At 44.8% G+C, this 23,799-nt stretch carries 23 protein-coding genes and 1 riboswitch; of the genes, 13 read left to right on the plus strand and 10 right to left on the minus strand.

The window, feature by feature from the left end:
- Positions 1-47: 47 nt before the first annotated feature.
- The 3 genes from GXP69_RS01910 to GXP69_RS01920 all read left to right on the plus strand — a co-directional run bounded on the left by GXP69_RS01910 (position 48) and on the right by GXP69_RS01920 (position 2,035).
- Positions 48-362: a hypothetical protein gene (locus GXP69_RS01910; protein WP_163911650.1), complete on the plus strand. Its 315-nt coding sequence runs from the start codon at positions 48-50 to the stop codon at positions 360-362.
- A gap of 174 nt (positions 363-536) precedes the next feature.
- Complete coding sequence (locus GXP69_RS01915) at positions 537-1,274, plus strand: SAM-dependent methyltransferase (RefSeq protein WP_163911654.1); 738 nt, start codon at positions 537-539, stop codon at positions 1,272-1,274.
- A gap of 8 nt (positions 1,275-1,282) precedes the next feature.
- Entirely contained in the window at positions 1,283-2,035 is a 753-nt protein-coding gene (locus tag GXP69_RS01920; protein WP_163911657.1) for a ZIP family metal transporter, read from the plus strand.
- A 305-nt stretch (positions 2,036-2,340) separates the two neighbouring features.
- Here GXP69_RS01920 and GXP69_RS01925 read toward each other — a convergent pair whose 3' ends face one another.
- The 6 genes from GXP69_RS01925 to GXP69_RS01950 form a co-directional block, all read right to left on the minus strand.
- Positions 2,341-2,661, minus strand: coding sequence for a hypothetical protein (locus GXP69_RS01925; RefSeq protein ID WP_163911660.1), 321 nt, complete (start codon positions 2,659-2,661; stop codon positions 2,341-2,343).
- Positions 2,662-2,836: 175 nt separating this feature from the next.
- The gene (locus tag GXP69_RS01930) at positions 2,837-3,256 is read right to left on the minus strand and encodes a septal ring lytic transglycosylase RlpA family protein (RefSeq protein WP_163911663.1); all 420 of its coding nucleotides are present in this window, start codon (positions 3,254-3,256) and stop codon (positions 2,837-2,839) included.
- A gap of 2 nt (positions 3,257-3,258) precedes the next feature.
- Entirely contained in the window at positions 3,259-3,960 is a 702-nt protein-coding gene (locus tag GXP69_RS01935) for an alpha/beta fold hydrolase (protein ID WP_163911666.1), read from the minus strand.
- A gap of 36 nt (positions 3,961-3,996) precedes the next feature.
- Positions 3,997-4,713: a hypothetical protein gene (locus GXP69_RS01940; protein ID WP_163911669.1), complete on the minus strand. Its 717-nt coding sequence runs from the start codon at positions 4,711-4,713 to the stop codon at positions 3,997-3,999.
- 51 nt (positions 4,714-4,764) lie between these two features.
- Positions 4,765-5,076, minus strand: coding sequence for a hypothetical protein (locus tag GXP69_RS01945; RefSeq protein ID WP_163911672.1), 312 nt, complete (start codon positions 5,074-5,076; stop codon positions 4,765-4,767).
- Entirely contained in the window at positions 5,076-5,507 is a 432-nt protein-coding gene (locus tag GXP69_RS01950) for a GNAT family N-acetyltransferase (protein ID WP_163911675.1), read from the minus strand. The genes GXP69_RS01945 and GXP69_RS01950 overlap by 1 nt, the downstream gene beginning before the upstream one ends.
- 190 nt (positions 5,508-5,697) lie before the next feature.
- On the opposite strand from GXP69_RS01950, the gene GXP69_RS01955 reads away from it, so the two are divergent.
- The 3 genes from GXP69_RS01955 (at position 5,698) to GXP69_RS01965 (ending at position 8,102) form a co-directional block, all read left to right on the plus strand.
- Positions 5,698-5,919 (plus strand): hypothetical protein, encoded by a 222-nt coding sequence (locus GXP69_RS01955; protein ID WP_163911678.1) that lies wholly within the window; start codon positions 5,698-5,700, stop codon positions 5,917-5,919.
- Positions 5,920-6,101: 182 nt separating this feature from the next.
- Positions 6,102-7,472: a serine hydrolase gene (locus GXP69_RS01960; RefSeq protein ID WP_163911681.1), complete on the plus strand. Its 1,371-nt coding sequence runs from the start codon at positions 6,102-6,104 to the stop codon at positions 7,470-7,472.
- A gap of 360 nt (positions 7,473-7,832) precedes the next feature.
- A complete protein-coding gene (locus tag GXP69_RS01965; protein WP_163911684.1) occupies positions 7,833-8,102 on the plus strand; it encodes a hypothetical protein in 270 nt (89 codons plus the stop codon).
- A 34-nt stretch (positions 8,103-8,136) separates the two neighbouring features.
- Here the strand turns inward: GXP69_RS01965 and GXP69_RS01970 are convergent, their stop codons facing one another.
- Entirely contained in the window at positions 8,137-8,547 is a 411-nt protein-coding gene (locus GXP69_RS01970) for an Hsp20/alpha crystallin family protein (RefSeq protein WP_163911687.1), read from the minus strand.
- Between the two features lie 452 nt (positions 8,548-8,999).
- On the opposite strand from GXP69_RS01970, the gene GXP69_RS01975 reads away from it, so the two are divergent.
- The 3 genes from GXP69_RS01975 to GXP69_RS01985 all read left to right on the plus strand — a co-directional run bounded on the left by GXP69_RS01975 (position 9,000) and on the right by GXP69_RS01985 (position 12,265).
- Entirely contained in the window at positions 9,000-10,727 is a 1,728-nt protein-coding gene (locus tag GXP69_RS01975) for a T9SS type A sorting domain-containing protein (protein WP_163911690.1), read from the plus strand.
- Between the two features lie 293 nt (positions 10,728-11,020).
- The gene (locus tag GXP69_RS01980) at positions 11,021-11,443 is read left to right on the plus strand and encodes an STAS/SEC14 domain-containing protein (protein ID WP_163911693.1); all 423 of its coding nucleotides are present in this window, start codon (positions 11,021-11,023) and stop codon (positions 11,441-11,443) included.
- 180 nt (positions 11,444-11,623) lie between these two features.
- Entirely contained in the window at positions 11,624-12,265 is a 642-nt protein-coding gene (locus GXP69_RS01985; protein ID WP_163911696.1) for an OmpA family protein, read from the plus strand.
- Between the two features lie 71 nt (positions 12,266-12,336).
- On the opposite strand, the gene GXP69_RS01990 is transcribed toward GXP69_RS01985, so the two are convergent.
- From GXP69_RS01990 to GXP69_RS02000, 3 genes are all read right to left on the minus strand, one after another.
- On the minus strand, positions 12,337-13,299 hold the full coding sequence (locus GXP69_RS01990; protein WP_163911700.1) for a hypothetical protein: 963 nt from the start codon (positions 13,297-13,299) through the stop codon (positions 12,337-12,339).
- A 148-nt stretch (positions 13,300-13,447) separates the two neighbouring features.
- Positions 13,448-15,829: a ribonucleoside-diphosphate reductase subunit alpha gene (locus GXP69_RS01995; protein ID WP_163911702.1), complete on the minus strand. Its 2,382-nt coding sequence runs from the start codon at positions 15,827-15,829 to the stop codon at positions 13,448-13,450.
- Between the two features lie 352 nt (positions 15,830-16,181).
- Positions 16,182-17,141: a ribonucleoside-diphosphate reductase small subunit gene (locus GXP69_RS02000; protein WP_163911705.1), complete on the minus strand. Its 960-nt coding sequence runs from the start codon at positions 17,139-17,141 to the stop codon at positions 16,182-16,184.
- Between the two features lie 650 nt (positions 17,142-17,791).
- On the opposite strand from GXP69_RS02000, the gene rplU reads away from it, so the two are divergent.
- The 4 genes from rplU to metF all read left to right on the plus strand — a co-directional run bounded on the left by rplU (position 17,792) and on the right by metF (position 23,778).
- On the plus strand, positions 17,792-18,100 hold the full coding sequence (gene rplU / locus GXP69_RS02005) for a 50S ribosomal protein L21 (protein ID WP_163911707.1): 309 nt from the start codon (positions 17,792-17,794) through the stop codon (positions 18,098-18,100).
- Positions 18,101-18,164: 64 nt separating this feature from the next.
- Positions 18,165-18,434, plus strand: a complete 270-nt coding sequence (gene rpmA / locus GXP69_RS02010; protein ID WP_163911710.1) for a 50S ribosomal protein L27 — start codon at positions 18,165-18,167, stop codon at positions 18,432-18,434.
- A 260-nt stretch (positions 18,435-18,694) separates the two neighbouring features.
- A riboswitch (SAM riboswitch) is annotated at positions 18,695-18,801 on the plus strand.
- Between the two features lie 72 nt (positions 18,802-18,873).
- The gene (metH, locus tag GXP69_RS02015; protein WP_163911712.1) at positions 18,874-22,584 is read left to right on the plus strand and encodes a methionine synthase; all 3,711 of its coding nucleotides are present in this window, start codon (positions 18,874-18,876) and stop codon (positions 22,582-22,584) included.
- Between the two features lie 237 nt (positions 22,585-22,821).
- The gene (gene metF, locus GXP69_RS02020) at positions 22,822-23,778 is read left to right on the plus strand and encodes a methylenetetrahydrofolate reductase [NAD(P)H] (protein ID WP_163911714.1); all 957 of its coding nucleotides are present in this window, start codon (positions 22,822-22,824) and stop codon (positions 23,776-23,778) included.
- Positions 23,779-23,799: the final 21 nt, after the last annotated feature.

Genomic DNA, 23,799 nt, shown 5'->3' on the forward strand with positions numbered 1-23,799 from the left:
GATCAGCAGACGAAGATGCTCCTGATAAAGTATAAAATCATACAAAAATGAATAAGAACGTAATAGCAGTATTTACCGCGGTTTGCGGTTTATTTATGGCTTCCTGCGGTGCGCCTTCTGACCTGAGGCCAGGTGAGAAAGTGTCTGTTGACCTTGTTGAGCCAGGTACACGCAACACATTTAACGTATCGGATGCTGGTAAGCCTGAAGTGGCTGCTGATGGTACTGTACAGCACGAAGAAACACGCGAAGAAGTAATTCCGGGACGTGAGCGTGGCGGAAACGAGATTAACCCGGCTGACAGCACTGCCGAAGAGGTAAAGACTAACTCTCCTGCCGGCGCTACTAAGTATCAGGACTAACCGAGAAATTATAAGTTCGGAAACCTGCCGTTGCTATAGTTTCAGCAGCGGCAGGTTTTTTTGTGCTCATAACTATAGTTTGTTTCGTATGTAACGGCAAAAACTGCGTATTACCCACCAACAAATATTTTTGAAGTATATTTGCACTCGTTTTTGCCATTATAATACATTGCAATGTCCATACAGGAACAAGAGTGGTTCAGTACCTGGTTCGACTCTCCTTACTACCATATTCTTTACCAGCACCGCGATGACCTGGAAGCGCAGCAGTTTATGGATAAATTGCTGACCTACCTGCACCCGAAGCCTCACGAAAAGATACTGGACATGCCTTGTGGCAAAGGGCGCCATGCGGTATACCTGAACCAGAAAGGCTACGATGTAACCGGCCTTGATCTGTCGGAGCAGAGCATTGCCCACGCCAAACAGTTCGAGAACGAGCGCCTGCATTTTGCCGAGCACGACATGCGTGAAGTGTATCAACCTGAAAGCTTCGATTTTATCCTTAACCTGTTTACAAGTTTCGGCTATTTTGAAAACGAGACAGAGAATGTGGTAGCCTTAAATGCCATGGCCAAAGCCCTGAAACATGGAGGCAAACTAGTTATAGACTTTATGAATACCGACCTGACCATCGCCAACCTGGTAGCAGAAGAGGTAAAAATAGTTGAGGGCATCAAGTTCCATATACACCGTGGCGTAGACAATGGCTTTATTGTAAAAACGATCCGCTTTACTGATAAGGGGCAGGATTATAAATTCGAGGAGCGGGTGCGTGCACTGCGTCAGGAAGATTTTATAGAATACTTTGGTATGGCACAGCTCCGGCTTGCAGAAGTATTCGGCGACTATAACCTGCGTCCTTTCAACCCGGCAAGCAGCGAACGTATGATCTTTGTTCTTAAAAAATAACTTACCGCATGATAGCAGCCATCCTGGTCTTATTCTTTACTGTAGTGCTGTCTGGTTTTCTGGTCAAGTTGTTCCCTCCTGATAATGTGCGCTGGCTTAAAATGGCGCTGGCTTTTAGTGGGGCTTACCTGTTCACAATAACGATAACACACCTGCTGCCTGATGTTCTGATCAGCAACCAGGATGCTCATACAGTTGGTTATTGGGTACTGGCCGGCTTCTTTCTGCAGCTTATACTGGAAATCTTTTCGCATGGTATTGAGCATGGGCACATGCACACCCATACCCACACACATCAAACCGACTCTATCCCTTACCTGTTGCTGGGCTCCTTGTTCATGCATGCTTTCCTGGAAGGTAGTATCCTGGTTGATCAGGATCACCGCGCGGTTGGGCATATGCATCATCAAGGCAGTTTTTACTCGGTGTTGCTGGGCGTAGCGTTGCACCACGTGCCAGCTGCATTTGCGCTGATGTCGGTGTTGCTGTCGCGATTGAAGAACTTTAAGAAGGCATTTGGCTGGCTGATGGTATTTGCGGTTGCGTCGCCGTTAGGTATTTTAGTAAGCAACTCGTTGCTAGCACATGAGGCACATGGCGGTATGGTGTACACCGCACTTACGGGACTGGTAGCGGGTAATTTCCTGCACATTTCCACTACTATTCTGTTCGAGACTAGCCCGGAGCACAGCTTTAACCGAAACAAGCTGATCGCTACACTGCTTGGCCTGGTGCTGGCCCTGCTCACCGATTTTGTTTAACACCAACTATAGCGCACATTGCTGTAGACCGATCCGGGAGCATTAAATGCCAGTATAAGGTGGTGTACCTACCTTTCTCTGAAAACCCAAATAGTGCAGGCTTATAGCAGGGTTTGAAATTGATACTATAAGAACCGGTTACAACTATAGTTGAGAAGCTATAACTATAGCTCTTGAACTATAGTTGCTGAGATAAACGCTGACAGCATAACGAATTAAATGCGTGCAAAACCTTTTCAGATCTGGTATCAGAGCTTTGAATGCTTTAACTGGAAAAATTTTAGAGTAGTGGGAAGTAGCGCATGCTACATTACGGTAGAAAGCAGCGTTGCAATAAGCGCTTTTACTGTGCTTACCATTGCCGGCATCATGTCGCTGCTTGACCTTTCGTCTTCCGGAGTAAACGCTTCTTTAAAGTAAGATAGCGGGCTATCAAGCCTTTCAGCATCAAGAACAGACTTGTCGCGGGAGCGAACACCTGTGGCTTTAACCTTAGCCTTAGCCGGGTCAGTGCTTGAAACGGTAGCCGTTGGTACCGTGGTTTGCTGGTTTTGAGTTTGTGTGGCCGTGGCTCCGTTGTTAGCATTATTATTTGCCAGAACCAGAGAGCATGAAAAAGCGAGCAACAGTGTTAGAATTGCTGTTGGTAAAACTGCACAGTTATGTAGCCACTTTTTTTCCACGATCAAATGTAAAATTTAATTCCCTGATATCCAAGTATGTGATTGTATATTTTGGGGAATGATTGGTTTTTTACTGCTAACGCATAAAATTAAAAAGTAAGTATAGTGTTTGCGCTATTTATCTTTTTGTTGCGGGCCGTATAACTTTCATTTTAACCGGTGCCACTCCGGCATCTATCATGCCTACCCGTCGGGCAGCTGCTTCCGAAAGGTCAATGATTCTGCCTCTCACAAATGGTCCGCGATCTGTGATTTTTACTTTTACTGACTTGTTGGTGGTAGTGTTAGTAACCTTCACTTTTGTGCCGAAAGGAAGCTTTTTGTGGGCTGCTGTTAATTTGCCTCGTCGGTAAGGCTCACCGTTGGCCATTTTTCGCCCTTGAAACTTACGTCCATAGTAAGAAGCCTTTCCCTCTTCGGTATAACCACGCTCCCCGAAACTTGCTTTACTGCCAGCGCAAGAGAACAAGCTCAGGCTTAGAATTATAACGATAAGGTTTAAAAACAGCGATTTGGGTGATTTGGAACGCAGAAGCATAACTATAGTACTGGTAAACTGGTAATGAAAAGGTTTATTTCGTGTTGTAAGCGGTTAATATTTATAGTTTCGAGTGGGTGGCGGGTGGCGGGTAACACCAGCAACCGTGCATTGGGCAGATGGCGGTAAGCTTCGGTTGTCTCTTCTATCGTTACCATATTATCCTGGTCGCCGACAGACACCTGAACAGGCTGCTGTATATTGGCCAATGTTGATGGGGTTAACAGTGGCTCCTGCCCCAGGCCGAGCATAAGGCCAACTGTTTGCTGCATTACTTCTTCCCAGTTGTTCGGAGCATGACGATCGGCTAAGGTGGCTGCAAAGTGTGGTACCTTTGCTTTTATCTTTTCAGGGTCCAGCAGCTTTACCTCCTTGGCAGCAGCTTCGGCAGACCAGGCAAATTTTGTAGCCAGCGTAAACACACTTTTGATGCGCTCCGGGTACTCAGCTGCCAAGTATAAGGCCACATACCCACCCATACTATAGCCAAAGATATGTACCTGCTGCAGCTGCTCACGCTCCAGAAAATCAAGCACGTTTGCTGCAAACAGTTTTATGCTAAAAGGCTCAGCAGCAAAAGCAGTGCCCCCGTGGCCGGCAAAGTCAAGGGTAAAAACATTGTAGCTACCTGAAAGGGTTTTTTTAAGCGGTTCCAGCATGGTTGCAGCACCAAGGGCACCATGCAGCAATAGTAAGTTCTCCACAATATCTATAGTTAGCTAAAAGTATAAGGCTGGCAGCTACTGCTTTACCTGGTAGTTATAGATCTGTATGGCCTGCATCAGCTTATCTTTCCGGAACAGGTTAATAACAAGTTGGCCACCAAGCACCCCGGCTCCGGCATACAGCATCGGCGATAGTTTAAGGTCGCCTTCCATAGTTCGTTCCGAGTTTATAATGCCCAGTGCCATAAGTCCAGCACCAACTATAGTTACACCTGTATCAATTACCTTTTCACGCTTGTATCGGTGCAGTAACACCATACTGGACGGGTTGTCGCCTAGGGCCATCTGCAGGTTTTCGTAGTTATAGTGGTAAAGTGGGCCTTCATCTTTAGAGAAATAATATACCCGGCGGCGGCTGGTGCGCGGCATTCCATAACCGTAAGGCGAGTAAGAGTAACCTTCGTAAGTCAGGCGCGATGTGTAGAACTTATCAATACGTGGTCCCTCCAGTATGCGCTTGGCAAAAGCATCTGGGTGGTTACCGGGCTCTATACGGGCATAATAGCCATCGTTGTTCTGGAAGGATGTAACCATAGCAGGACTATAGCTCAGCGAGTCATCCAGCAGGAAATAATTAGACTTAAACAGCGGCGACTTTAGCTGTATTTTGTTAGCCATTATTACTTCGCCGGTATGTAGCTTTATAAAATATGGTTGCGTTCTTTGTGCCAGGGCAGTTGTGGCGCAGGTTAAGCAGCAAATAAGTAGCAGATAGAATTGTTTTCGGATCATGATGTTACAGTATACTATATACTAACGTAGAGATGGTGTTATACTGCTAAATTAATTAAAAAGAATATACAGCATAACCGGCATGCCCAGCAGCCCCAGGTAAACCCAACGCATCAGTTGCCCCCGGTGTTTTGATGGCACTATATTACTTACTACCATTACCGCTATTAACAGGCACAGCAGGTATAAAAAAATAAATACTACAGCTTTCACCCAGTTAGGCACTACTGTATTGTTTTCCTGGTATTGGTTGCTCTCCCCCAGCCCCGACAGCAGATAACTCAGGCCAATGTATACCACCAGCTCAAAAAGCACAAAGTATAGCAGCCACACCCAGAACCCATATTTGCTTTGTTGCTGCATTACAGTGTTTTATAAAAATGGTAGCCTTTGATATTGAAACCCTCGCGGAAGTAGAATTTATGCGCTGCCTGGTTGCTGGAATATGCATCCAGCATAATTGTCTGGCAGCCTTCTTTTATAGCTAAAACTTGTAGCCAGTCAACCAGACGCTTGCCCAGTTGCTGTGAGCGGCTGCTGGCGTCTATCACAAAGTTATCTATTTCGAGGTACTTGCCACTATACAACTTGGTATTGATCCAGAAGCCTGACAGTCCAAGGCATACTCCATCCTCATCAAAAATACCTGCCATGCGATACCCGTTTGGTAGCATTTGCTTTAGTAACGCCTCATACGCCGCTTCCTGCATATCCGGGTTTAACTGTTTTATAAGCGGATATTGCGCCAGCATGTGTGGCAAAGTAGTTATCTCTCTGATTGTATAGTTTGGCATTGATTATGTTGGCTAAACCTGCCTGATCAAGGGCTGAAAACAACTAAAGTCTGCTAATATAATCATATTTGCATGCTAAGTGTGTCATTATCAATTGTATAATTATTTAGAGGAATGCATTGTAAAACTATAGGATTTTGAAACAATGTACCCTTGTTTAACCGTTAAAATACCAGAAGATAGTAGGGATATGAGGTTATTGAAGAATTACGAGTTAGATAAATATAATTTCCTTGGTAAAAAGCGTAAGATCTATAGCATCGGTTATGAGGATCTTACTACGCTTGTTTATTACCAGGACGAGAAAGGAAAGTTTACGTTGGTCGTTGCTAAAAAGGACGATCCACCGATGATATTGGAGAAAAAAATCTCCCGAGCAGAAGCTTTTCGCTTAATGAATACCCGGCCCTGAGCCGGGTTTTTTTATGCCTATTCCCTATTTCTACAAGCAATTTTCTTCCGTTCACTAACAATTTCAGGTTAATTGTTGTTATTGCTGTATAGTACCTTGTTTTGCATAGTACTGTGTTTTATATTTGTGCCGTGTACCTTTCTTAAACTATAGAAAAGCACACTAAGCGACAAAATAAAACTATGAAAAAAATCAACTACACACCTGCTGCCCTCCTCAGAGCACTGGCAGCTTTCCTGTTACTCCTGCTGTTACATAACCAGGCAGTAGCACAGATTCCTCAAGATGTAACAGCCAAACTGGATGCCTATTTGAGTGCACACCAGGCGCAAGGCACTTTCAGCGGTACAGTAGCCATTACGCAACATGGCAAAACTGTTTACAGCAAAGGCTTCGGCATGGCCGACTACGAAGCAACTATAGCCAACGGTCCGGATATCAAGTACAGGATCGGGTCGGTTACCAAGTCCTTTACCGCTATTCTGATTATGCAGCTGCAAGAACAAGGTAAGCTGAATGTACACGACAAGTTAAGCAAATACCTGCCCGACTTCCCAAACAGCGATAAGATTACATTGCAGCATCTTTTAACTCATACTTCCGGGCTTCCAGACTATGTAATGCTGTGGAAAGACGTAAACACTAAGCCAGCCACCAACCAGCAGATCATCGAATTTTTTAAAGATTACGCCCTGGAGTTTGAGCCTGGCACCAAATGGAAGTATAACAGCACGGGGTATATCCTACTTGGCCGTGTAATAGAGGTGGTTACTAAAAAGCCTTATGACAAAGTGCTTGCCAGGCAGATTCTGAAGCCATTAAAGATGCAAACCGCCGGACTGGAGTTCAGTGCACCGGTAGCAGGTTTGGCCAAAGGGTATAACAACGATGGTCTGGAGCGCAAAGCAGCACGATATATAGACATGAGTTGGTGCCATGCTGCCGGCGCCATGTACGCCACCCCTGCCGACCTGGCTAAGTTGGATGCTGCATTGCAAACGAATAAGCTGCTGAATGAGGCTTCTAAGAAAGAGATGTTTACGCCTGTAATGAAGAATTACGCCTATGGCTGGGTTGTCGACTCGGTGCATCAAACACAACGCATCAGCCATAGTGGTGCTATTAATGGTTTTAAAGCAAACCTCATACGCCTGCCAGCGCATAACATTTCCATTACCATAATGAGTAACTATGAATCGCAGCAGATTAATGGCCCTATCTCCAGCGACATTACAGCTATAGTTATGGGAGCGCCTTACGAAGTGCCTGTTGCCAGAAAAATGGTGCAGCTAAGTGCTGAGCAACTTGGGGCTTATGTTGGCGAGTACCAGGTAGGCCCAAAAATGATCTTTAAAGTTACCCTGGAAGACAACCTGCTTTATGTAGGCGCTGCAGGGCAGGAGAGCTTTGCAATTTTTCCGGAGGCTGAAGATAAGTTTTTTGTAAAAGTAGCACCGGCTCAGGTAACATTTGAAAAAGATGCTGACGGCAAGATCACTAAGATGCTGATGCACCACAAAGGCAAAGTAATGCCTGCCGCCAGGTTAAATTAAATTGTTATACTATAGTTTGTAAGAAACAGCAGCTCACGCAAGAGCTGCTGTTTCGTTTTATAGTTTAAGGCTCGTATAAACCTCCATGGAACCAGGAAAGAAATACTTCAGGATTGCGGTAATCGGGGCAGTTTTAACAGTTGCAATACAACTTATACTCTGGCTAACTGTGGATCCGTACCTACCTGCTGTGCTCTCGCCAATCTACTCTGTCTGGGTAATCATATTCGTGGTCGGATGGCGTAAAAAATATCCACGTCGGTAGCTTTGATCAGGTAAAAGGTGCATTGCAGATGGCACTATTTTAGCTTTTGTGGGTTTATAGTATAAACCAAAGCCAACGAATAGTAAAGATTGCCTATGTTTGAACAGGAGATAATGTCGGATGTAAACCATGTGCAACACATGTTCCTGCGAGTTGAAACCAGCGATACAGATTGTATCTTAAATGTAGCCGGCCACCCTTACCGCCTGCGCGAGCTTATTTTTATGATGGTAAACAACGGTTGCAGAGTTTCGCAAACCACTGCCGATAGTTATAACACTTTCCCCTATGACCAGGAGACAGTGGAAGTGCATGATTATATGACCTCTATTATAAAAGCGAAATTCATTAATAATAACGCATAACAAAAAAGGCTACTGGTTAAGTAGCCTTTTTAATTTATAGTTGTTTTATCTCGATCTCTTTTGGCCTGTTGGCAGCGCTGTGGTAAGGCAGCCTCACCTGCAGTTGCCCCTGGTGGTACATAGCCTCTATTTCATCTATATTTACTTGTGGCGGTATCACAAATACCCTATTAAACATAGGCACGTGCAGCTCTGGGTTATCGTCGCTATGCAGCAGCGAAAATATAGTTAACTGGTTATTATGCACCAGTACTTTAAATGATTCAGGGGTAACACCAGCAGCCCACACCTTAATTACGGCGCCTTTCTCAAATTTGGATACAGTAACCTGCGTCTCGCTTATCCCACCGGAAATAGTGTTGAATAAGTTAAGATGCTCCGCAATATTCTTTAGAAAGCGTTTATTTTTCATCAAGTTCATTTCAATCTCCTCTATCGTTTTCATAGAGGATTAGTGCAAACCGTGTGCCACTATAAGCAACAAGCGTTTAGTAGCATAACAATGCCATTATGGCTTTAAACAGATCTATTGCACTTATTTGTAGTGCCAGCTTGTCAGAAATTTAAGCCGCTATAGTTCTATTACTGAGCATTAATCCTAACTATAAGTTTTACTGCTATAGTTCCACTTTACAGCTATTACTTTAAACTTATTTAATTTCCCATTTATTGGACTTGATTCCCATATGTGGAAAATATATAGTTAAATATATATGTTCCGCTATAGTTTGTTGTTATTTTTATTTTGCACAAAACGTCTTGTCTGTAGTTGTAATCGCCTGATTATTAAGGAGGTGATTTTTTTAATATTTGCTTCTTATTAAAGTCGGATGTTCAAAAAAGAGCTCGAAAAGTTGTGGCATAGATATTTCATATATAGACACATAAGTCAATTATATGAAGAAGATTTCCGCACTGCTAGTTGTTTTAATGTTTGTTTCGTTAGGTGCTTTTGCTCAGGTAATACTATATCAGGAGAACTTTTCAGGAACAGGGGTGCCTTCCGGAGTTTTTATGGTTCCTGCTACTTCCTGGGCGGTTGCTTCAATAACGCCAAGCAATTTGCCACAATCCTCAAAAGGGCAATATCTGCAGACAGTAGCTGGCCGAAGCGGTGAGAAAAACGCTTACATAAACATTTCAACGCTGGGGTTTAGTAAAGCAACTATTACCTGGGAGCAGTACAGAAATCCTCATAACATTAACTCAGGCAATACCGCATTTCATCTTACAGAGCCTGTAGAGCTGCAGTACAGCGTAAATGGTGGCTTAACCCGTATTACTTTCTATACATCTACCAACAACGTAAATGGTGCCTGGAACAAGGTGAATGGCGGCAAGGCAATAGAGCTGCCTGCAGCGGCAATGGGTATGCCGAATGTGAGAATATACTGGAGAATAACGTATAATGCGGAAAACAGGAGGGATGCCTACTATGCTATCGACGATATCATGATCACAGGTACCCCTGAAACAGGTCTTGCAACGTTTGACTGGGCTACCCGACCACTGAACGAAGATCCCTTTGTAGTATCCGGGCTAAATGCTGTTTCGCCGTACAAAGTTGATGACGTAACCTTGCGCTGGTCCAGAACGCTGGACAGAAATGTAGTGCTTGAAACTGCTAAGGTAGACGATAAGACCTTCAGACCTGGTACCAGAAGCCTTACATTTGTCCAGACCGGTGCTACCACTGCTGCCGGCTCAGTTATTCAGCTGGACCTGAACAAGCCTATAGAAGACCTGACCTTCACTATTTTTGATGTGGATGTTACCAAAGATCAGTTTATAGATGAGTTAACTATAGTAGGATATAATAACGGAACCAGAGTGCCGATGACGAAGAGCAAGGTTAAGACAACATCAAACGCTTCATTTTCTGCTACTGCTTCTTCGCTTACTGGGCTTAACATTGTTGATAATGCTTCTAATGAAGGTGATGCGACTATTTCGTTTGCAGGAGCTGTTACACGCGTAACTATAGTTTACCGTAATACCTCGGCCATAAGAAACAGCAGTGGTCGTCAGGGCTTCGCTATTCAAAATCTTTCCTGGAGAAAAGAAGAACAAATTATTCCTTTGCCTGTTGAACTGGTATCTTTTAAGGCAACGAACCAGCATGGCGCAGCCAGACTTACCTGGACGACAGCTTCTGAAAAAGATAATGACCGTTTTGAAATAGAGCGTAGTCAGGATGGCAAGAGCTTTGCCAAAGTTGGCGAAGTTGCGGGTAACGGCACGAGCAGCACTGCGCTTAACTATAGTTTTACAGATGCCAGGCCTGCAACAGGTACAAACTATTACCGCCTGCGCCAGGTTGATTATGATGGTACTTACACCTACTCTAAAACTGCAGTTGTTACGTTTGCTGCTCGTAAGGCTGGTGAACCTATAGCGCAAGTGTTTCCAACTATGGCTACCGACAAGGTAACGGTTGCGCTGCAGGCAACTGTGCAGTCAGCGGAGGTTATGGTAATGGATGCTTCGGGTAAAGCGGTGGCGCAGTATAGCCGTGTAACAGATACAGAGCTTGTTTTGCCAGTTCAGAACCTGAAAGCTGGTATGTACTTTGTGACTGTTTCGGATGGTGAAGCACGCCATACTTACCGCTTCCTGAAGCAGTAATTTTAAGCTCAGAAACTAATCTAAACTATATGGGAAAGCCCTGGTTATTTTAGCCAGGGTTTTTTATATAGCTCTGATTCATAAAAAGAGGGGCAATAAAAACAGGTGAGGTTTGGTAGATGTTGTATAGCGCCTGTTTAGCTCATTCAGCTTTGATAAATTCTTGTTAGGTAACTATACTTACTATTTTTAATTAGTTAAGGAGCTAAGTCTTAATCTATGAAAGGCTCTGTTTTTAGATTGATAATGCCTGAAACGGTTTGTTACTTTGTCTCCAGTTAGCTTTTAGTGTTATGATTATTACGTATTTCCAGAATGATGCAGTAACCATCACGTATGATTTTAAATTACAGTTAGGGAAAGCTGTTTGGAACGGTTTTTTGAGTGGTCGGGAGTTTCGTGATAATGTGCAGCAGTGCCTTAACCTGGTTGAAGAACATAAGCCGCTACGCTGGCTTGGCGATAACCGCAAGTTAAGAGCAATCCGACAGGCCGATCAGGAATGGTTTGTGGCATATGTTGTGCCTCGATTAGCAGCCAGCAGCGTCCGGCGTAATGCAGCCGTGGTTTCAGAAGACCTGTTTAATAAAATGGCTGTAGAGCAGATTATAAAACGCGCCGATAACCTGGGCGATATGGCAGTAAAAGAATTTTCAGACGTTGATGAAGCCATGTTCTGGCTGTCAGAACCTATAGCTGTACAGCATCAGGCATAGATTTTAGATTAGTGCCTTTTCTCATCCTTCAGCATAACGGTATAGTTTACTCGGTTCTGTGTAAGCACAAACTGCAGCAGTTATCGCTGTTATACGCCCGGTAAAGCTTTTTTTGGCATGGTGTGGTCATAGTTTAAACTATAGCGTATTACTCTACTATAACTATCCTACACATTAACTATGAAAAGAACTATACTTTACCTGACATGTGCACTGCTTAGTGCAATGACTGCTTGTGATAAGATGAGCAAGCAAACAGAAGCCAATAGAAATGAGGCATCTGAAGCTACTGCCGATACTGCTGTTGCCTTTGAGAACGAAAACGAACCTGATTCAGCTGCCGACGGCTCTATAGTTGACATTGATGCCAGCGGAGATGCCGACTGGAACAACATCGACATGAATTTGCCTGACGTGAACTGGCCTGAGTTCAAAGACAGTGACGTAAAGGTACGCGGCAATGACAAGTATAGCGTGTATGTATTAGAAGAGCGCATCCTGTTTGACACTGATAAGTCTGATATCAAGAAAAGTGCAGAGGAAAACCTGAAAAAGATCAGCTCTTCTATTGCACAGCGCAACAAAGATGGCCAGGTACGCATTTATGGCTACACAGATGCCCAAGGCAGCGCCGGTTATAATAAAGAGCTGGCCCAGAAACGTGCTGAGGCCGTGAAGAACTGGCTGGAGCAGAATGGAAATATTGCTGCAGCCCGTATTACAGTTCACTCTGTTGGAGAAGCCAAACCCGCAGCGTCTAACGAATCGTACAAAGGCCGCCAGTTAAACCGCCGTGTAGAGATTGTGGTGCGGAATAAATAAGCAACTATAGACTATAGGTTGAAAGAAGGCACCTGATGTATAGTTCAGGTGCCTTTTCATTAAAGTTATAGTTATTTAATAAGAGGTATTATACGTTGCTCATAACGACTTCTAACAAAACTGTCAGACATATGTGCTGGGAATCCATTTAAAATCATTGCATACTTTTTTAAGCCCACAGCTTTTGCCAAATAGCTCTCGTGCACAAAGTTCAAATAGCTTACAGTATCCATTAGACATTCATGAAATTGTTGAAAGTTTATATCTGCATGCATAAATGATTCAATATCATTATAGTTAGCTTTAATTCGCAACCTATAAAGAATATTAAATAAAGTAGTGGGTCCAAGCCTGTTAGTTATTATTTCCCATTGCTCTTTATTAAAGCTTTGGCATAAAGTTCCAGCCTTTGTAGTTATTGGATTTGATGAGTTTTGTCTCTTTTCTCTGTGATATTTTGCACTGTTTGTTCTCGTAGATTTTAAGAAAGTAGCAATTTGTGATTGTGCATCTGCATCGCTCTTAATTTGTGAAATTGCCGATTTAATGTTTTGTAAAGGTAGATTATGAACAGTGTAGTCTTCAAAATTACCATCCGCATAAAAGCTAATTGATTTCGGGTAGCTGTTCTTTATTACCCTTTCACCAAATGCTTTAATTAGATCGGAGTGCGTCTGTCTCGTATCTCCAATTGCTAAACAAAAAGCATGCATGTTAAGGTAACATGAGTAATACGCTTGAGGGAAGGACCAATGTAGAGCATATTTACAATAGTCTGTGTTACCTTGTTTCGCTGTCAAATGCAGGGCATGTTCTGTGCTCCATGAATTCCATAAAAGCTTTTTTATACGATCAAGTTCATAGCCGGGCTTATTGAATAATTTAGTAGTAAAGTATTTGACTTTCTTTAAGTCGTAAGCATCTATATCTCCTTTAAGATGCTTACTTATTGCTATGAAGTGATTGCAAAAAACTTGACCAGGAATTGATAATTTGTTCTTTTCTTCAGCTTTATTTATTGAAGCTACTATCATTGTTATCAATGAGTCTTTCTTAAAATTGACTAAAAGTATAAGCAACAGTATTCCATCCGCTGATTGGGAGTCAGCAGTAACGTTGGAAGAAACTATAATAGGAAGGAAAAAGAAGAAGGAGGACACTAGGTCCTCCTTCTTTAGTTATTTACGATCCGCAAGCTTCGCAAGCGTCTGGGTTATCCAGTGAGCAAGCCATATCGCTGCGGTTTTGGTCTTGTTGGTTATAAACCGGCTGCAGGGTTTCAGCGGCTTGTTTCTCTACTGTAAACTTAATAGCGTCTACAGCGGCTTTGGTGCGCAGGTAATACATACCTGTTTTCAGGCCACGCTTCCAGGCATGGAAGTGCATCGAGGTCAGCTTACCGAAGTTCACGTTCATTACGTGCAGGTTCAGCGACTGGCTCTGGCAGATGTAAGCACCACGATCGGCACTCATATCAATCACTGTACGCTGGCTGATCTCCCAAACTGTTTTATACAGATCTTTGATGTTCTGCGGAATGTTCGGAATATCCTGTACCGAGCCATTAGCTGCAATGATCTGGTTCTTCATGTTATCATTCCAGATACCCAGGCCGATCAGGTCTTTCAGCAGGTGCTTGTTAACCACCATGAACTCACCGGATAGCACACGGCGCAGGTAAATGTTTGAAGTATAAGGCTCGAACGACTCATTGTTACCCAGTATCTGAGCAGTAGAAGCAGTTGGCATAGGTGCAACTAACAGCGAGTTACGAACACCGTGTTCTACTACTTCTTGGCGCAGGCTATCCCAGTCCCAACGGCCCGACTTTGGCGTTACACCCCACATATCAAACTGGAACTTGCCCTCTGAGAGTGGAGAACCTTTAAATGTCTCGTAGGCACCATCCCGCTTGGCAAGGTCTTTAGAAGCTGTCATAGCTGCAAAGTAGATCGTTTCGAAAATGTCTTCGTTCAGTCTCTTTGCTTCTTCGCTCTCAAACGGCATGCGTAGCGCAATAAACGTATCGGCAAGGCCTTGTACACCTAAACCGATCGGGCGGTGGCGCATGTTCGAGTTCTTGGCTTCTGGTATTGGGTAATAGTTTATGTCAATAACTTTGTTCAGGTTGTGTGTAACATGGTACGTTACATCAAACAGCTTCTGGTGATCGAATACTTTGTGATCGCCGTTCTCTTTTACATAGCGCGGCAGTGCCAGTGAGGCCAGGTTACAAACAGCTACTTCGTCTTCGCTGGTGTACTCCATAATCTCGGTGCACAGGTTTGAGCTCTTTATAGTTCCCAGGTTCTGCTGGTTCGACTTACGGTTTGCGTGGTCTTTGTACAGCATGTACGGCGTGCCAGTCTCAATCTGAGATTCCAGGATATGGAACCATAGGTCCTGCGCTTTTACTGTTTTGCGGGCGCGGCCTTCACGCTCATACTTTTCGTACAGGCGCTCAAAATCCTTGCCCCAGCACTCAGCTAGGCCAGGTGCCTCGTTCGGGCAGAACAGGCTCCAGTCGCCGTTCTCTTCTACACGCTTCATAAACAGGTCTGGTGTCCAGAGGGCATAGAAAAGGTCACGGGCGCGGTTTTCTTCTTTACCGTGGTTCTTCTTCAGTTCCAGGAAATCGAAGATGTCAGCATGCCATGGCTCCAGGTAAATAGCAAATGCTCCTTTGCGCTTGCCACCACCCTGGTCTACATAGCGGGCAGTATCGTTAAACACCTTCAACATTGGGATGATACCGTTGGATGTACCATTCGTGCCTTTGATGTAAGAACCTGTAGCACGTACGTTGTGTATGCTCAGGCCAATACCACCGGCACTCTGCGAAATTTGGGCGCATTGCTTCAGGGTATCGTAAATGCCTGGTATACTGTCGTTCTTCATAGCCAGCAGGAAGCATGAAGAAAGCTGTGGCTTAGGCGTTCCGGCATTAAATAGAGTTGGCGTAGCATGTGTAAACCACTTCTCCGACATCAGGTTGTATGTCTCAATAGCGGCGTCAATGTCATCGCGGTGAATACCAACAGCTACACGCATCAGCATGTGCTGCGGGCGCTCCACTATTTTACCATCCAGGCGCAGTAAGTACGAACGCTCCAGGGTCTTGTAACCAAAGTAGTCGTAGTTATAGTCGCGGTCGTAAATGATAGTTGAGTCCAGCTGGGCTGCGTGCTTGCGGATGATCTCGTAGATGTCCTTTGCAATAAGCGATGCATTTTCACCGGTCTTAGGGTCAGTGTAAGTATACAGGCGCTTCATGGTGTTAGAGAAAGACTTGCTGGTAACCTTGTGCAGGTTAGAGATTGCAATGCGTGCTGCCAACGTAGCATAGTCCGGATGCTTGGTGGTAAGCGAAGCAGCTGTTTCTGCCGCCAGGTTATCCAGCTCCACGGTTGTTACGCCATCATAAATACCATCAATTACCTTCTTGGCCACCTCAATCGGCGACACATAATCGGTATTTAAACCATAGCACAGCTTCTCGATACGAGCTGTAATTTTGTCGAATTTAACGGATTCGCGCCGGCCGTCTCGTTTAACTACTAACATAAAGTATACAATTAGCGGGATTAAAGGGCCCGGGTTCTTTAACAGATATATTATTGATAAGCTTGTGCTTGTGCCGCAAGCCGGAATTTTAAAGTGTAAGGTACTGCCAGCTCATACGATGATAGGTATAAGCCGTTGTAGTACAATAGATTATAAATAAAGCAAAACGCCTTTACTATATAGTAGGGATAGAATCCCAAAGGTGGCGCTAAAACCTTTTGATACCTGACCAACAAATGCGGACTACACTGTACTTCTGTAGCTGGCCGGTAAAGATTAGAAAGTATATTCAGCGGCAAGGCGGGAGCTTGTCCTGCCTTCGCCACTTAAATATAGAGAAGTTCTGATATTATTAAAAATCTTCATCCAGCGAAAAAACATTTTTGTCTTTGTCGCTTAGCACGCCGGCTTTCTGGTACTCGCCTACACGCTTCTCGAAGAAGTTGGTCTTGCCCTGTAGCGAGATCATTTCCATAAAGTCGAATGGGTTTGTTGAGTTCCAGATCTTGCTGTAACCTAATGATACAAGCAGTCTGTCTGCCACAAACTCAATGTACTGGCTCATCAGTTTGGCGTTCATTCCGATCAGGTCAACCGGCAAAGCATCTGTTACAAATTCCTGCTCTATAGTTACAGCATCACGTATAATTTCGTGCACACGCTCTTCCGGCAGTTTATTTACCAGCATAGAGTACAGCAGGCAGGCGAAATCACAGTGCAGGCCTTCGTCGCGGGAGATCAGCTCGTTAGAGAAGGTTAAGCCCGGCATCAGGCCACGCTTTTTAAGCCAGAAAATAGAGCAGAACGAACCAGAGAAGAAAATACCTTCCACAGCTGCAAAAGCGATCAGGCGTTCTGTAAAGTTCTCACTCTCAATCCACTTAAGAGCCCACTCGCCTTTTTTTGCAACAGCCGGCACATTTTCAAGCGCATTAAACAGGAAGTCCTTTTCGCTTTGCTTCTTTACATAAGTATCGATCAGTAAAGAGTATGTTTCGGCGTGGATGTTTTCCATCATGATCTGGAAACCGTAGAAACAGCGTGCTTCCGGTATCTGTACTTCGTTCATGAAGTTTACAGCCAGGTTCTCGTTCACGATACCGTCTGATGCAGCAAAGAAAGCCAGTACGTGGCTGATGAAGTGGCGTTCGCCATCATTCAGATTCTCCCAGTCTTTCAGGTCCTGCCCCAGGTCTATTTCCTCGGCAGTCCAGAAACTGGCTTCAGCTTTCTTATACATCTGCCACACTTCGTCGTGCTGAATCGGGAACAGTACAAAACGGTTAGGGTTCTCTTGCAGTATTGGCTCCATAATCTTTAAATAAGTGTTTTATTGATTGAAGGGGTAAGTAACCAGTTCGGTCAGCTTAGAAAACACCCCGTAATTACTTTTGTTTTGACGGGTGCCCGTTGGCGCCCGGTAATATCTTGAGTTCAAATATAGACAAATGAACTTAGATTCAGCCGGCAAAGTTGTTCAATTTATGCACAAATGTTTAAGTGGTTGATTATTTGTTGGTTGCGATCTAATTCACATCGTTATTAACATAGTTATTTTACTATATTTTATAGGCGATATGTTGTAATTTATCTACAAAATATAGTTTAAGTGCAGTGTTTTATTGGTGAAAATTGCGTATCCACGTAATGTGTGCAATTCAGGAGGCGGAGTAGTGCAAATATCCTGGCTAAATTCCGGAGTTGCTTCATCTGATGTTACTGCTGAGTGGCTTGGTTGTGGAAAACGGGTTTAAGATTGTTTTTGTATAAGAAGTTGGTATTCTTATAGTTGAGTGGCTTTTTAACAGTGGTAAATATTTTGGGGTGTGTATTTCAACATGGTTATCCACAGTGTGTACAACTGCAACTATAGTTGCGGAACATTTTAAATTACAAGTGTTTGCATATTTGATATAAGCGCCGTACTTTTGCAGACTAAATTTTAAACATACATTGAAGCTGATGTACGCAATTGTAGAAATCGCAGGTCAACAGACCAAAGTAGAGAGCGGTAAGTTCATCTACGCTAACAAGCTTTCCGGCAATGAAGGTGACGCCGTTGAGTTCGCCAATGTTCTTCTTACAGACGATAACGGAACCATCACACTTGGTGCTCCTTTCGTAAGCGGTGTTAAAGTGGTTGGTAAAATCCTTGGCAACGTGAAAGGCGATAAAATCCGTATTTTCAAGAAGAAGAGAAGAAAAGGGTATAGAAAAACGATCGGTCACCGTTCGCACTATACTAAAGTTCTGATCGAGAGCATTGGATAAGCAGTAAGAGGAAATTTATCGTAGAACCATTTCGGGCTAAGGCCTGAGTAAATAGTAAAATAAAATGGCACACAAAAAAGGAGCTGGTAGTTCTAACAACGGTCGTGAGTCGCACTCAAAACGACTGGGTGTTAAGATTTATGGTGGCCAGGATATCATCGCTGGTAACATCATTGTAAGACAAAGAGGTACAGCGCACCACCCAAGCGCAAACGTAGGTATGGGCAAAGACCACACCCTGTTTGCACTGGTTGATGGTGTTGTAGAATTCAGAAAAGGTAAGAAAAACCGTTCTTACGTATCTGTAATTCCAAGAGTAGAAGCTGAAGCTTAATTCTTGCTACACAGAAACGAAAGGGATGCCCAAAAGCATCCCTTTTTTTATTTTCAGAACAAAGCCTAAACTATAGCCTGCAGGCTGCGTATAAATAAACAGAAAGAGTTATAGTTAATACAATTAAACTCTTTTAGGAAAGGGACACTTAATGTGTCCTTTTCTGCTTTAAAGGCAACAGCAAGGCAAACTTGCAACTATAGTTATTTTCTAATGAAACAAAAGTTCGCATTTTGCCGATAAGTGTAGTAACTTGCAGCTTCTTATCAAGAAAGACCGAGGGAAAGGGCCCTGTGACGTCTTAGCAACCTTGGCAAACTTGGTGCTAATTCCCTTCCGGAAGCATGCTATCCGGAAAAGATAAGATAGTCCATCCTTCACTTCGGGTGTCCTTTCTTGATGAGCGGTAGTAAAACGCAAGCGAGAGAAGGAAACCATCATGAAGAAGAACAACCATCCCATTTACAATTTACTGAAAGAGCGAGTACTGGTCCTGGACGGCGCCATGGGCACCATGATCCAGCGTTATAAGCTCACAGAAGCCGATTTTCGTGGCGAGCGTTTCAAAGATCATCCCTCCGATCTGAAAGGCAATAACGACCTTTTATCGATCACACGCCCGGATATCATCAAGAACATTCATTCCGAGTACTTGGAAGCAGGTGCTGATATTATAGAGACCAATACCTTTAGCTCTACAACTATAGCCATGGCGGATTACCACCTGGAGCACCTTGTTTATGAGCTTAACTACGAATCGGCGAAGATAGCCCGTGAAGCGGCTGACGAAATAGAAGCAAAAGATCCTTCTCATAAGCGCTTTGTGGCGGGCGCCATTGGGCCAACTAACCGTACCGCTTCGCTTTCTCCGGATGTAAACAACCCAGGCTACCGTGCTATTACGTTCGACCAATTGGTGGAAGCCTATTATGAGCAGGTGCGCGGGCTGGTAGATGGTGGTGCAGATTTACTCTTAGTAGAAACTGTATTTGATACGCTCAACTGTAAAGCTGCCCTTTTTGCCATACAGCAGTTTGTAAACGATGGCGGCAAGGAGCTTCCAATCATGGTATCCGGAACTATAACCGATGCCAGCGGCCGCACCCTGTCGGGCCAAACTGTAGAGGCTTTCTGGAATTCTATCTCACATGCGCCGATATTGAGCGTAGGATTTAACTGTGCTCTGGGCGCACGCCAGTTAAAAACACATATTCAAGAGCTTGCGCGCATCTCTGACTGCTACATAAGTGCTTACCCGAATGCCGGCCTGCCAAACGCTTTTGGTGGATATGATGAGACAGCCGAGCAAATGGGAGCTATAGTGGAAGAATACCTGAAAGAAGGACTGGTTAACATTTTGGGTGGTTGTTGTGGTACGACACCAGTACACGTGAAAGTAATCGCTGATCTGGTACAAAAGTATAAACCGCACGTTCCTTCTCCGGTAGCCCCACTCCCACGCTACAGCGGCCTCGAGCCTTTAACTATAACTTCTGATACCCTTTTTGTGAATGTCGGCGAGCGCACGAACGTTACCGGTTCCAAAATGTTTGCCCGCCTTATAGTTGGCGAAAAGTTTGAAGAGGCGCTTGCCGTTGCCCGCCAGCAGGTAGAAGGTGGGGCGCAGATCATCGACGTGAACATGGACGAAGGCATGCTGGATTCTGAGCAGGCCATGACCAACTTCCTCAACCTGATCGCATCTGAGCCTGAAATTGCCAAACTACCTATCATGATTGACTCTTCGAAGTGGAGCGTTATCGAGGCTGGTTTAAAATGTGTGCAGGGCAAATCTATAGTTAACTCCATCAGTTTAAAAGAAGGCGAAGAAGCCTTTAAGAAACTTGCCCGCAAGGTACGCCAGTACGGTGCCGCCGTGGTTGTAATGGCTTTTGACGAAACAGGCCAGGCCGATACACTGGAGCGCAGAAAAGAGATTTGCGAACGCTCTTATCGCATACTGGTAGATGAAGTGGGCTTCCCGCCGCAAGACATTATTTTTGACCCGAACATTCTGGCTATTGCTACCGGTATTGAGGAGCACAATAACTATGCAGTAGATTATATTGAGGTAGTAAAATGGATAAAAGCTAACCTGCCGCATGCACAGGTAAGTGGTGGGGTAAGTAACCTGTCGTTCTCGTTCCGGGGCAACGATGTAGTGCGCGAGGCGATGCATACTGTGTTCTTATACTATGCTGTGCAGGCTGGTATGGACATGGGTATTGTAAATGCCGGCATGTTAGGCGTGTACAGCGAAATACCAACCGAGCTGCGTGACCTGATCGAAGATGTGATCTTTAACCGTCACCCGGATGCTACCGAAAAGCTGGTTGTTTATGCTGAAACTATAAAAGGCAAAGGAAAAACTGCTACTGTTGCTGATAATGCCTGGCGCAATGAGCCGGTAGAAGAGCGCCTGAAGCATGCGTTGGTGAAAGGTATAGTTGACTACATTGAGGAAGATACAGAAGAAGCCCGTCAGAAAGCAACTAAAACGCTGGATGTGATCGAAGGTCCGTTGATGGCTGGTATGTCGGTGGTGGGCGATTTGTTTGGCTCCGGAAAGATGTTTTTGCCGCAGGTCGTGAAGAGTGCCCGCGTAATGAAGAAGTCGGTGGCTTATTTGTTGCCGTTCATGGAAGCAGAAAAAGCAGGTTCTTCTACTTCTGCACAGGGTAAGATTTTGATGGCAACCGTTAAAGGCGACGTACACGACATCGGGAAGAACATTGTAGGCGTAGTGCTGGCCTGTAACAACTATGAAGTAATAGACCTGGGTGTGATGGTGCAGCTGGATAAGATCCTGGCTGAAGCAGAAGCGCAGCAAGTGAATATTATTGGCCTAAGCGGGCTGATCACGCCATCGTTGGATGAGATGACGTATGTGGCACATGAAATGGAGCGCCGCGGTATGAAAATTCCGTTGCTGATTGGTGGAGCTACAACTTCCAGGGTACACACAGCTGTTAAGATAGCGCCACAGTACAGTGGTCCGGTAGTACACGTGCACGATGCATCCAGAAGTGTAACTGTAGTCAGCAGCTTGCTCAGCAGTAACCGCGACAGCTACATTGCCGAAATCAAAGCAGAATATCAGAAGTTACGCGAAGACCACCTGGGGCGGAATAAAGAGCGTGCCTTTGCAACTATAGCAGAAGCTCGCGCCAACAAGTATAAAGTAGACTGGAACTCTACACAGCCTACACAGCCAAGCTTCATCGGCAACAAGGTGTTCAACAATTATCCGCTATCAGAGATCGTGCCTTACATCGACTGGACACCTTTCTTTCATACCTGGGAATTAAAGCGCCAATATCCGAAAATCCTGAACGACCCGGAACTAGGAACAGAAGCAACCAAGCTGTTTAACGATGCGCAGGCGATGCTGCAGGAAATTGTGGACAAGCAATTGCTGGAGGCGCGTGCTATAGTTGGTTTCTATCCGGCCAACGTGGAAGCTGATGATACCATAGAAGTTTATGCGGATGATTCACGTGAAAACGTACTGACGGAGTTTCATACACTAAGACAGCAGGGTAAGAAAGGTGCAAACGTGCCAAACCTGGCCTTCTCGGATTTTGTGGCGCCGAAGGAAACCGGCGTGCAGGACTACATTGGTGGGTTTGTAGTATCGGCTGGTTTTGGCATAGAGAAATTGCTGGAACAGTATGAAGCCGAGCACGACGACTATAAATCTATTATGGTGAAAGCCCTGGCCGACCGCCTGGCCGAAGCCTTTGCAGAATTGATGCACGAGAAGGTGCGCAAGGAACTATGGGGCTACGCACCAGATGAGAACCTCACCAACGAAGATCTGATCAAGGAAAGCTATAAAGGTATTCGTCCGGCTCCAGGTTACCCGGGCTGCCCGGACCATACCGAGAAGATCACACTGTTTAACCTGCTGGATGCTGAAAGAACATCAGGCGTGATACTTACCGAGAACCTGGCCATGTACCCGGCTGCTTCGGTGAGTGGTTTATACTTCTCGCATCCGGAGTCGCGCTATTTTGGTTTAGGTAAAATAGGCGAAGACCAGGTTGCTGACATCGCGCAGCGTAAAGGTATGCCAAAAGAAGAGCTGGAGCGCTGGCTGTCGCCAAATCTAAACTATGAGCCGAAGCCGGTAGTACCACAGACAGTGTAATTCTAACCACCCCTGCCCCTCCTTAGCTAAGGAGGGGAGCTTTTACCTCCATTTTATCCTGTCATCCTGAAAGGGTCTTGAGTGAAGGGGGTAAGCAGTGGCTATAAAATTTGTGCATTAACTATAGTAAAGACAGAAAATTCCCCGCCTTGGATAAGGAGGGGTTAGGGGTGGTTGGACCTAGTGTTGCTAACCCAACCATTTAACAATTAAACCATCTAACAATTTACCTATAAATTGAAAGTAACAGACCACTTCAGGAATGCTAACGGCAAAACGCTGTTCACTTTTGAAATACTACCACCGCTGAAGGGCGAAAACATGAAGACCCTGTTCAGCCACATCGACCCTTTAATGGAGTTTAATCCGCCGTTTATAGATGTGACCTATCACCGCGAAGAGTATGTGTACAAGCAGCGGGAGAACGGCCTGTTGGAGAAACGCACGACACGTAAGCGCCCAGGCACGGTAGGTATTTGCGCGGCTATCCAGAACAACTATAAAGTAGACACGGTGCCTCACCTGATCTGCGGGGGCTTTAACAAAGAGGAAACCGAGAATGCGCTGATAGATCTACACTTTCTGGGCATTGATAACGTGCTGGTACTGCGTGGCGATTGCGTAAAAAGCGAGCAACGCTTTGTGCCGGAACCAGGCGGACATAATTATGCAACAGAGCTTATCGGGCAGGTGGTGGATATGAACTGCGGACGCTACCTGGATGATGAACAGACCTTCCATAACCCAACGGATTTCTGTATTGGCGTCGCTGGGTACCCGGAGAAGCACTTCGAAGCACCAAACCATAAATCGGACCTGCGTTGGCTGAAAAAGAAGGTTGAGTTGGGCGCGGAGTACATTGTAACGCAGATGTTCTTTGATAACCAGAAATATTTTGATTTTGTGAAACGCTGCCGTGAGGAAGGGATTACTGTGCCGATCATTCCGGGCCTGAAGCCAATGACCACAAAATCGCAGCTGACCTTACTGCCAAGCCTGTTCCACATCGAAATACCATGTGAGCTGGCTGATGCCATTGAAGAATGCTCGGATAACAAAGCCGCAGCACAAGTAGGCGTAGAATGGGCTATCAAACAATCGAAAGAGCTAATGGACTTTGGCGTGCCGTGTCTGCACTACTACTCTATGGGCAAATCAGAATCTGTCAGGAAAGTGGCAGAGGCTTTATTTTAGAAACAACACCCTTACAAACAA

It is taken from the genome of Pontibacter burrus (assembly GCF_010686685.1).
GTDB classification, from domain to species: domain Bacteria; phylum Bacteroidota; class Bacteroidia; order Cytophagales; family Hymenobacteraceae; genus Pontibacter; species Pontibacter burrus.